Here is a 10,783-nt window from a genome sequence, read left to right on the forward strand (position 1 = left end):
ACAGACTATTTCCCTTAAGCTGCTCTATTTTAGCCGCAGAAGGGATTGGTAGTCCATCTGCTACTATACAATAGGTGTTTACCGGATAATCAACATTTTTTAATTTGACCTGACCCAGGTATTTCGTCTTAACAGCGCTTTTGGCCCGAATGGATTTTTGGATAGATTCAGAGATATAAATACCTCCGGGGTCTGCGGCCGCTTGTAATCGAGAGGCAATATTTACGCCATCTCCAAAAATATCTTCATGATCAAAAGTGATATCACCCAGATGTAATCCGATCCGAATTTTCTCTTTGATTTGCTGCCTGGCCTGTTTTTGTATTTCGATTGCGCACAACACCGAGTCAATTGCAGTATCAAATTGAGCTAACATACCATCGCCCATTTCTTTGATAAGTTTGCCACTGAATTTATTGATGCTTTTGATATGAATATCCCGGCTTTTTTCCAACACTTCAAATGCCCTATCCTCATCTGATCCCATCAAGGCCGTATAACCGACAATGTCGGTAAACATAATTGCGGCTAATTTTCTTTTGGCATGCATTGTAGATTTTTTGTGTTTTGCCAGTACGTATTATTCATTTAAAGTTCAATCCAGTTAAACCGGCTACTCCGACTTTGATTGTTCCAAAAGAGAATATTAATTACTGCTGGCAGCCTGCCCAAAGGTTACAAAACCTTTCTCAGCCCTGTTAATATTCTCAATCCCCTGTAATAGGGCATCCGGATTAAAGGATATGCTATTAATGCCTTCCTTTACCAAGAAACTGGCAAATTCCGGGAAGTCGCTGGGCGCTTGTCCGCACAGCCCAATTTTTGTATTGGTCTTTCGTGCTGAAGCTATGGCCATAGCGATCATCTTTTTGGCAGCGGGGTCATTTTCATCGAACAATTGGCCCATCAATTCGGAATCGCGATCTATTCCTAAAGTAAGTTGGGTTAAATCGTTCGAACCGATGGAGAATCCATCAAATATTTTAGCAAATTCCTCTGCTAAAATTACATTGCTTGGAATTTCTACCATCGTATAAATTTCAAGACCCTTCGCGCCTCTTTTCAATCCGTTTTCTTCCATAATGGCTACCACTTTTTTACCTTCTTCCAACGTTCTGCAAAAAGGAACCATAACTTTAAGATTATCAAGACCCATGGTATCTCGTACTTTTTTAATGGCAGCACATTCCAGGGCAAACCCTTCTTTATAGAGGTTGTTGTAATATCTGGATGCCCCCCGAAATCCCAACATTGGGTTTTCCTCTTTTGGCTCAAAATCCTTGCCCCCAATCAGGTTGGCATATTCATTGGTTTTAAAATCGCTCAACCTAACTATGACCTCTTTAGGATAAAATGCCGCCGCTATAGTGGCGATACCCTGTGAGAGTTGATCTATAAAATAGTCCTGCTTGTTCGTATAACCCTGCGTAAGTTTGTTTATTTGCTGTATTATGGTGGCATTTTTTAACTTATTAAATTTGACCAGGGCCATGGGATGCACTTTTACAGAGTGGGTTATGATAAATTCCATTCGCAATAAACCTACGCCATCATTAGGATAAAGTGATAATTGAAAAGCATTTTCTGGATCGGCCAATATCATTTTTACCTCGGTATGCGGCATCCGTATGTTTGAAAAATCGATTTCCTCCTCTTTAAAAAGAAGTTTACCATCATAGACATATCCCGTTTTACCCTCCGAACAGGATAAAGTAATCATTTCCCCATCCTCAATAATAGCCGTGGCATTATGGCAACCCACAATTGCCGGAACGCCCAGCTCCCGTGCTACTATTGCAGCATGGCTGGTTCTTCCGCCTTTATTGGTTATAATACCACCTATTTGTTTCAATAAGGGATCCCAGTCTGGCGTTATGGTATCGGTAACAATTATATGTTCCGTTGTCAGATTTTTTCCCTCTTTGGGCGATTGCAACAGACAGGGTATCCCAACTTTTATTTTGGAACCAACCGCATTTCCGCTAGTCAGTACTTTCCCTTTTTCCTGTAGTTTATATTGGATGTGTAGTTTTTTGTTCTTACTCTGATGAACCGTTTCAGGACGGGCCTGAATAATATAGAGTTCATTGGTAAGTCCATCCTTTGCCCATTCGATGTCCATAGGTTTTTGGTAGTGTTTTTCAATTACCGAAGCCCATTGTGCCAAAGTAATTATTTCTTCATCTGATAATACAAACTGTCGCTGTCTCGGAAGCGGTGTATGTATATTGACTGTTGGAGTCTCCTTTTTGGACTCTTCATAGATCATGGTTAATTTTTTATCCCCCATTTTTTTCTGGATGATGGGGTATTTTCCCAATTCCAGTCCTGGCTTGAATATGTAGTACTCATCGGGATTAACAGTACCCTGAACAATATTCTCCCCTAATCCCCATACACCGGATAGCAAGATGACATTCTCAAAGCCGGATTCAGGTTCAATAGTAAAACCGACGCCGGAACAGCCCATGTCTGCCCGCACCATTTTTTGTACTCCTACAGAGAGCGCTATCTCATCATGTTTAAAACCCTTTTCTTCGCGATACTTAATTGCACGATTTGTATATAAAGAAGCAAAACACTTTTTGACTGCTTTAAGTAATGCAGCTCTGCCCTTTATATTCAAAAATGTATCATGCTGGCCCGCAAAACTTGCATCAGGCAGGTCTTCGGCCGTGGCACTGCTGCGTACCGCGACAGCAAACTGTTCCTTTTTATACAAATTTTGATAGGCTTCAATAATTTTTCGGGAAAGATCTGATGGCAGTTTTCCACCCAAAATCATCTTACGGGCCTTTGCCCCAATTTCGTTCAGATTATAATAATTTTCGGTATCTAATTGTGCTAAAGCAATTTGTAAAGGTTTTCGAAGGGAATTTTCATCCAGAAAATTCCAGTAAGCATCAGAAGTAGTCGTAAAACCATTGGGCACTTTTAGCCCTTGGGATGTAAGTTTGTTATACATTTCACCTAAAGAAGCGTTTTTGCCACCTACCTGCGGAATATCTTGTATCCCTATTTCATCGAAGTGTTTGATATATTTTTTCATTGCTTTTTTATTTACAAAACAGTGATTCCTAAAACCTGAAATCATTTCTCACACAACAAATTTCCTTTAGTATCCCAAGCTCTACTATAATTTTGAACAGTGAGTTGCAAGCCGGTTAAAACAATTACAATAGACAGGACTTGCATCCTGGAATTATCCCTCTAGTCTATTTCGGGCCCTCCCGGTATTTTCCAGTAATCTCATTTATATTGATCCGATATACTATTGGTATACCCTGTTCAGCTAATTTACTTGAAAATTCGCCGATAAATTTGGGGTGTACACCTTCCTTTCGGGTAATTATCTTTTTTACATTTTGGGTAAACTCATGTAAAAGGTATTTGGCATCAATTCCTTGTAATTCTTCAAACGTACCATGTAAATGTACAGATCGCCAATTATTTACAGACTTTATCTCTTCGACTTCTAGTGAGACCGTATCATTTTTCCGCATAGCCTCCACCTTATGGCCTTCCGAAGAATAGGCTATAATTGTATTATTTGCCTGATTGTAATAATAGGTAATTGGAAGTACATAAGGTTCTTTTTGTGATATGAATGCCAAATGCCCAATATAATTATTGTTCAACAGCTCTATGCATTCTTTGGTTTCTAATTTTTTTATCATGACAACATAATTTGATCATATTCAAAATATTCCTAAGAATAATTCCCACTTTAATGTATAAACTTAGTATTAAGAAAAAACTTTTGGAATGATTCAGATCAGTTGGATAAACAGATTATGCTTAAAACTATTAATGAGCTATCCTTGGCATATATTGCCATTATCAATAATGAAATAAGCCGTGGAATGATGCACTCAATTTCAAAAACCTAAGTAAATTTTAGCATTCTTGTATTTTAATTAAGCCTTATTACATTCTTCTAATAACTGTATGGCTTCTTCATCGGAGACCTGGTTAAAAAATTCATAGAACTGCCCTACAGCCATAAAATCAGATGGAGTCTGTAAGCAGATTACCTGGTCTATATGGGATGAATCTTCAAGATTCTTAACAGCCGAACCGGGTGCCACGGGAATAGCCACAATTACTTTTTTGGGATTTTGGGTACGAACCAATTCTGCGGTAACCCGAATGGTGTTTCCTGTGGCGATGCCATCATCTATAATAATTACAATCTTATCCTTTAAATCTTTTGGCTGTCTGCTTTTATAGTATTGTTGGTGTCGCTGTTTTAATTTTTCCCTAATTCGCGCTGTTTCTTCGACAATATAGTTTTTATGAACCCCTGAGACATCATTAAGAATACTATTTTCCAGGCTTACAGCGCCAATGGCATATTCCCTGTTAAATGGATGACCAATTTTTTTGGAAAGAGCAACATCCAAAGGGGCTTGCAGCGCTTTTGCAACAATTACCGCAATGGGTAATCCACCTCGGGGAATGGCCAGAATTACTACTTCTTTATCTTTAAATGGCAGTAATTTATTTGCCAACTGAATTCCCGCATCTATTCTATCTTTAAACATTATTGGGCCTTTTTGATTTTAGATGTTTTGTAAACCATTTTGCCGATAATGCCGCCACTTCCTCCAATTTGCCAGGTTCTTCAAAAAGATGTGTAGCTCCGGGAATAATTTCCAGTTTCCGTTCACATCTCAATTTGCTATAGGCTTTTTGATTCAGTATTATTACCACTTTGTCCCAACCACCAACGATCAACAGTGTAGGTGCAGTTACCATATGCAACTCGGTCATAGCAAGATCTGGCCTGCCCCCCCTGGAGACCACCGCGCCAATTTCATCACCAAAGTATGCCGCAGCACTTAATGCTGAGGCCGCTCCTGTACTGGCTCCAAAATAAGCCAGGTGTAATCCTTTGGTTTGCTGCTGTATTTTTATCCATTCCGTTACGGCTATCAATCTTTGAGTCAACAGATCAATATTAAAGCGCGTTTTGTAGAGCCGATCTTCTTCTTCAGTTAACAGATCGAATAATAGGGTGGCAAGTCCCTCTTGCTGAAGTACATTTGCCACATAGTTATTTCTGGGACTCAGCCTGCTACTTCCACTTCCGTGCGAAAAAAGTACCAAGGCATTGGCGTTTTCGGGCACAAAGAGGTTTCCTCTTAGAACGACTTGTCCTATAGGTATCTCAATCGTTTTATGCTCCTCTTCTAACAACATACTTCAACTATTTTTAATTTCTTATTGCTTAATATCACTATAAATCTAAATTTCAAAGTAATTGATTACAAACAAGTCTGGCAATGATTACGGTCATTACCGTCTGCTATTATTAAACTGATTTAGATCATTCCCATTTAGTTTTGAACAAACTGGATTAACTATACTTTGGGTTATGAAAACACTATGGGCTGTTTTGAGCTTAATTATCGGGATGGCAATTACAATTGATATTCAATAAGCGGAGCTTTATACGTTTTTAGATGAAAACCAAATGACCATTCCTGAAAACTTCATCCTTATATTGCCGTTGTAGCATTAAAGGCCTATATGTAGCGTTTGAAGGGTTTATTGCAGCAGCATCTGGAATTGCGTAAGAAAAATTAATCTTTTAGAATTTCTGTCTCTGGTTGATTATCCGAAATAATTTCACTGTCCTTGTTAAATAATTCCAATATCCATAAATGAGGTTCTTTCATTTGCGATATGCCCACTTCCTGCATAATCTCGGAAAGAACGCTAGGCACATCCCTTTTCCAAATTAGCGCCCTGGTTACACCAATTGCCTTAAGTTCCCCATCTTGTTCGAATTTATGAATATGATATACCCACTTATCATCCCAGCCTGCAGTTTTTAGAACTACATCGAACTTTGTCCATAGTTTCAAAGGTTTCCGATAGATGATCTTTTGAGAACCCAGTGTTGGCGCAAGCCCCCTTTTTACTATTGCCCTGTATAATTTTGATCTGGCAATAAGTTCCCAACGCATAAAATCCATATATGCCGGGTATTTCCATGCGGTCATTACACGAAGACCATCACAATCAAAAAGTCTAACTTTAAATGTACGCTTGAAAGTTTCTCCCGCTTCTAAAGAGCTTTGGAAATTGCGCAACACTAAAATTTTGATGATTATAAACCAATAGTGTATCATACAATGTCATTAATATACATAATGGTAGCGATTATTCAACAGGTTTCTGAATAGTAATAAAAATATTTTAAGTAAATAGTTGTTGACAATAATATCTTTTAAATGAAGTTATTCTCATTAGATGTATTTTATAAAGATAGGGAAGTTTGATTATTTTATGTCTTTTATGTTAGCAGCGAAGGTATAACAGCTTAACATTTATTACACCTTAAAATAGCCTGCTCCAATTTAACTATCTGCTTAAATATCTCCAATAAGTTACAGCTAAAAAGCACAAACTTTATGTTAAAAAAACTAATTTTTCTCTCAATTCTTCAAAAAACAACAGTTTTCAGGAAGTTTTTTTCCAAAAAACGATCAATAATTTCTTTTCAAAACAAAATTGTCCTTAAACCCAATCATAGCAAGGCTTAAGAAACTTTTTTAAGTAGCATTACAATCCTTTCTACCCTTCCATTCATCCGATAAATGACTCTATTTATCGAAAACCTATGAATTTTTGCTAGGTCATAGCTCCAAACATTTTGTGATCTTTGGATTATTAATAACCCAATATCTTGACCTATGAAGAATGCTTTAACCTACAAAGTAGCTTTAGGATGTTTACTAACGTTTTTTTGCTATTCATCGTATGCGCAGAATCCTAAGCTTTCCAAATCTGTGAATCCGGATATTTATGAAGCCAGTAAACGGGCGAGTAATTATCAGGAGTTATTAAACCTGGGCTACGCCGAAAGAGAAATTTATGAAGATCTGGGCAATGCCAATTTTTTAAGTCAAAATTACGAGACTGCCGTATTTTGGTATAAAAAACTGATAGCTATCAGTGAAGATGGCATCCTCGGTTCCGGTTACTCTGAACGCTATCAATATGCATTGAAAAAGACATCTGGATCGGATATAGCCGGCACCAATGATACCAAAAACTGGTTGGCACAAATTAAGGCCGAATACCATATAGATGAGTCATTAGCCTATCAAAACAACTCCGTAAAAGGCTCATCAAACAAACCCGATGAATCACTAGTCGACCTGACACAACAGGTATTGGAAGAGGAAAATGATTTAGTGGCCTTAAACGATAAAACATTTAATTACAAAAATGCCTATAAAACTCCAATTACGGTTACGGCAGATGGGAACACCGCTTATTTCAGTAAAGCCAGTTATATACAACCCAAGTATGGTGTTTTCTCTAAAAAACAACTAGTTCATAAAATCTATCGGGCAGAAAAGATCAATGGACAATGGAAAAATATTAAAGAAGTTGCATTATCGCCTAAATATTATTCCAGTATGCACCCTACAGTTACTCATGACGGCAAACGATTGTTTTTTGCCTCAGACATGCCAGGCACTTTTGGAAAATATGATATCTATGTGTCTGCAATAAACAAAGATGGTAGCATGGGGGTTGCAAAGAATTTAGGAGAAAAGGTAAATACAAAAAAGAACGACCTATACCCTAATCTTGCAGGAGGTACTACCCTATTCTTCGCATCAGATGGTCATAAAGGTCACGGCGGCCTGGATGTATTCATGGTACAGGTTTTTAATAAAAAAGTGGGCTGGTCTGTAAATTTAGGCAGCCCTATTAATAGCGATAAAGATGATTTTGCAATTTCCCTTACCGGGAATGGAATGGGCTATGTAATGTCTAATCGCGGAAATGCTGAAGAATCTACTCAGCAAGTGGCATTCTCTTTTTCGCATCCCAAAAAGAACCAACAAGAGGAAAATGGCGGATATAACTTTGCAGAAGTTTTTAGCAATGATGTAAAAGTAAATTTCGCAAGCTCTGTTTATGATGATGATTAAAGGCTTAACAGCGCTATAACCTAAACCAAACAGGTACTCATCAATGATCTGTCTGGTAGCACCAGGATCGATAGTTTCAAAATAACTATTCCATTGAAAAATACGCATAGTTAATACGAAATTTTTCGAATTATCCAACCCGATAAGCACTAGTTAAAAAAGTATAAATCGGATTATAAGTATTCAGAATAAACTTTAAATTTCAATCAGATGAACTGTAACACCTACATAATTAAGAAAGTCTTCGTACTTAAAGTGTTTTGCCTGATTTTCTGTATTCAAGCTTCTTACGGTCAGGAAGCAATCTCTGATCTAAGTACAAACACTGCTTATCATAATCAGTTGTTTTTTAATAGGTTCCTAATAAACCCAACATTTTCATTGGTTAGGGAAAACAAATCTTATCTGAATATTTTGCATAGAAATCAGTATGCTGCTTTTGAAGATAATAATCAAAACTACTATCTGGGGTTTAGCAATAAATTTAATGAACATACCGCGTTGGGTATAGGTGTTTACAGTCAACGAATAGGGGTTATTCAGGAGTTTGGTTTTAATGCAAATTACGCCACTTCTGTGCAATTAGGATCGAAAAGTAAATTAACATTTGGTACAAATGTTACCTATTACAGCCTGGGATTAGATAAAAATCGTGTGGTTGCCACGGAAAATGACCCTCAAATACTGGAAGCTAAGTTAGAAAATAAGATTGCTATACAGCCGGGAATAACATTCTCATATGGCAAATTTGATGTCGGAATCTATGCGGAGGATCTTTTAAGATATAGTCAGACCACCAATGAATTTTTAACAAGTTTTAATACAAAAACTGTTAAAGCATCTCTGCAATATACACATGCATTTATGGCCAATTCCGGTTTATTCTCCAATGCCAGATTAATGCCGCTTGTACAATTAGGCCAAAATGAGGACGGAAGTCTTGCATATGTGGGGTCTGTTCTGCTTGAATTACCTAAATATGGCTGGTTTCAAAGTACACTTGATGATACCTATGGAATGTCTATCGGTTTAGGTTTTAATCTTAGTAAAAAGTTATCTCTTGGGTATTTGGTAGAAAAGAATATCCTGGATCAAAATGCAGCATTTGGCTGGAATCATGAATTGTCCTTAGCATATACATTTAAAAATCAATCTTCCGCAATAGGTGGCTATGTAGTAAAATCTGAAGAAAACAGAATTGATGAAATTGTTCAAAATTACGAAGAACAATTGGCGCAATTAAAGGAGAATCAAAATAAAGACAAGAAGAAACAGATTGATGAACTTATTAAAAAGTATGAAGCTCAAATAGCGAAATTAACTAATGATCAAAGTAAATCAAAAGGAGATACTAAAAAGTCATCTGGAAGTAAAAATAAAAATTTAAAAAATACACCAGAGACTACTCTTGTAGCATATACTATTCCTCAAGAGGAAGATTCTAATTCTCTTGCTTACCAAAACCGTTTAATTTTGGACGAGTTAATATTAAGACAAGACTCAATAGAGAATGCGCGGAACTCCCAATTCGAGAAAAAGTTTGAAATGATTGTACGGATTTTACGAAGTGATGTTGAAAATAGTATTAAAACCAATTTACAGGATTTCAACAATCCGGAAAATACCATATTGGCATCAAACCACGGCGAATCCAACTCTGCTGCCAATAATATAGAATTTAAAACAGCCAAGAGTTTAGAAATTAATACATCTGATGAATTATCCGTTTCTGAACGTAAGGAGTATATTAAACTACCAATAAAAATTCAAAATCTATCTGATATTGGTGTACAATCTGGCTATTACGTAATTGCCAATGTGTATAAAACCAAAAAATATTTAAATGCTTTTATGAATCAGCTGAATGAACAGGGGTTGAATGCGAAACAATTTTACAATAAGAAAAATGGTTTGTATTATGTTTATTTGGCTGATTTTAAAGCTAAAGAAGAAGCCGAGGTCGCTTATGTTTCTGATTTAAATGGAAAATATAATGATGAAAAGTGGATTATGCAGGTTGACAATCCCCCGGCAACCGCAGATCTTATGTATGAAGATTAATGATTTTCCAGGGACAATAAGAACAATAAAATAGTTGTCTGTTATACTTGTAAATAGTAATCCATAAATATATGTGTGTCCTACTATAATGGAATACTAACAAGTGTAATTAATCAGGAGTCATTAGCGATTAGGCCTTCTTTCAATGAAATATATTCTAAAATTTTAGTTTATCAATGAATGCATATAGATTTGTTTTGGGATAGTCGATTTAGACATAAACCCCTATTTTTCAGCAGCTTTGCTAATTTTAGAGCGGTAAAAATAAACAAAATTACAGACTGGTTGGTTTGCATTTGAACGAAAATACTTACGTTATATCAGTGCTTTTCTATTTTTTATATATATTTAAAATATAAAAGTAACAGAATAACAATCGCTCAACCCCCAAAACCCCATAATATGCAGACTAAAAATTACCCCAAAAGCAGCCAGCCCAACAGGCCAAAAACCAGAGCTCATCCTGTAATCTTCTTAAAGGAGGCTCCCATTTAAAGTATAGTAAATACAATTTATATTCTAGTTATATCTTATAAGTATCTGAAACTATCCGGGTCCTCATGAGTTTAACAAGATTGGATGTATTTCTATTCCATGGTGCTCATAAAACTTGTGCAGCTAATTCCTGTGTTTTTGTTTTAACATCAAATTTTACTTCACGGTAAGAGATAGATGACTAGTGTCCAGAACTAACGTACATCCCAATTTACTATGGTTTAAGAAATTGCTTATTGAGCAATGAATTATCCGTATTAACTTGCTCATTT

Annotated in this window: 8 protein-coding genes; 2 read left to right on the plus strand and 6 right to left on the minus strand. The window is 36.5% G+C overall.

Going from position 1 to position 10,783, the window contains the following annotated elements; translation table 11 throughout:
* The 6 genes from WBN20_RS09630 to WBN20_RS09655 all read right to left on the minus strand — a co-directional run.
* Nucleotides 1–550 (minus strand): adenylate/guanylate cyclase domain-containing protein (locus WBN20_RS09630; RefSeq protein ID WP_424281520.1); only part of this gene is annotated, 550 nt, incomplete at its 3' end.
* A gap of 96 nt (nt 551–646) precedes the next feature.
* Nucleotides 647–3,049, minus strand: a complete 2,403-nt coding sequence (ppsA, locus tag WBN20_RS09635) for a phosphoenolpyruvate synthase (RefSeq protein ID WP_424281521.1) — start codon at nt 3,047–3,049, stop codon at nt 647–649.
* A 166-nt stretch (nt 3,050–3,215) separates the two neighbouring features.
* Nucleotides 3,216–3,677, minus strand: a complete 462-nt coding sequence (locus WBN20_RS09640; RefSeq protein WP_424275520.1) for a pyridoxamine 5'-phosphate oxidase family protein — start codon at nt 3,675–3,677, stop codon at nt 3,216–3,218.
* A 240-nt stretch (nt 3,678–3,917) separates the two neighbouring features.
* Nucleotides 3,918–4,544 (minus strand): phosphoribosyltransferase, encoded by a 627-nt coding sequence (locus WBN20_RS09645; RefSeq protein WP_424275519.1) that lies wholly within the window; start codon nt 4,542–4,544, stop codon nt 3,918–3,920.
* Entirely contained in the window at nt 4,537–5,202 is a 666-nt protein-coding gene (locus WBN20_RS09650; protein WP_424281522.1) for a dienelactone hydrolase family protein, read from the minus strand. Before WBN20_RS09650 ends, WBN20_RS09645 begins: the two co-directional genes overlap by 8 nt.
* Nucleotides 5,203–5,585: 383 nt before the next feature.
* Nucleotides 5,586–6,101 carry an acyl-CoA thioesterase gene (locus WBN20_RS09655; protein ID WP_424271080.1) on the minus strand — a complete coding sequence of 172 codons (516 nt, stop codon included), beginning with the start codon at nt 6,099–6,101 and terminating at the stop codon, nt 5,586–5,588.
* Between the two features lie 600 nt (nt 6,102–6,701).
* On the opposite strand from WBN20_RS09655, the gene WBN20_RS09660 reads away from it, so the two are divergent.
* Nucleotides 6,702–7,955 (plus strand): cell envelope biogenesis protein OmpA, encoded by a 1,254-nt coding sequence (locus WBN20_RS09660; RefSeq protein ID WP_424271077.1) that lies wholly within the window; start codon nt 6,702–6,704, stop codon nt 7,953–7,955.
* A 210-nt stretch (nt 7,956–8,165) separates the two neighbouring features.
* A complete protein-coding gene (locus WBN20_RS09665) occupies nt 8,166–10,016 on the plus strand; it encodes a PorP/SprF family type IX secretion system membrane protein (RefSeq protein ID WP_424281523.1) in 1,851 nt (616 codons plus the stop codon).
* Nucleotides 10,017–10,783: the final 767 nt, after the last annotated feature.

The sequence above is a fragment of the Eudoraea sp. genome (genome assembly GCF_049665975.1).
In the GTDB taxonomy this organism is placed as follows: domain Bacteria; phylum Bacteroidota; class Bacteroidia; order Flavobacteriales; family Flavobacteriaceae; genus Eudoraea.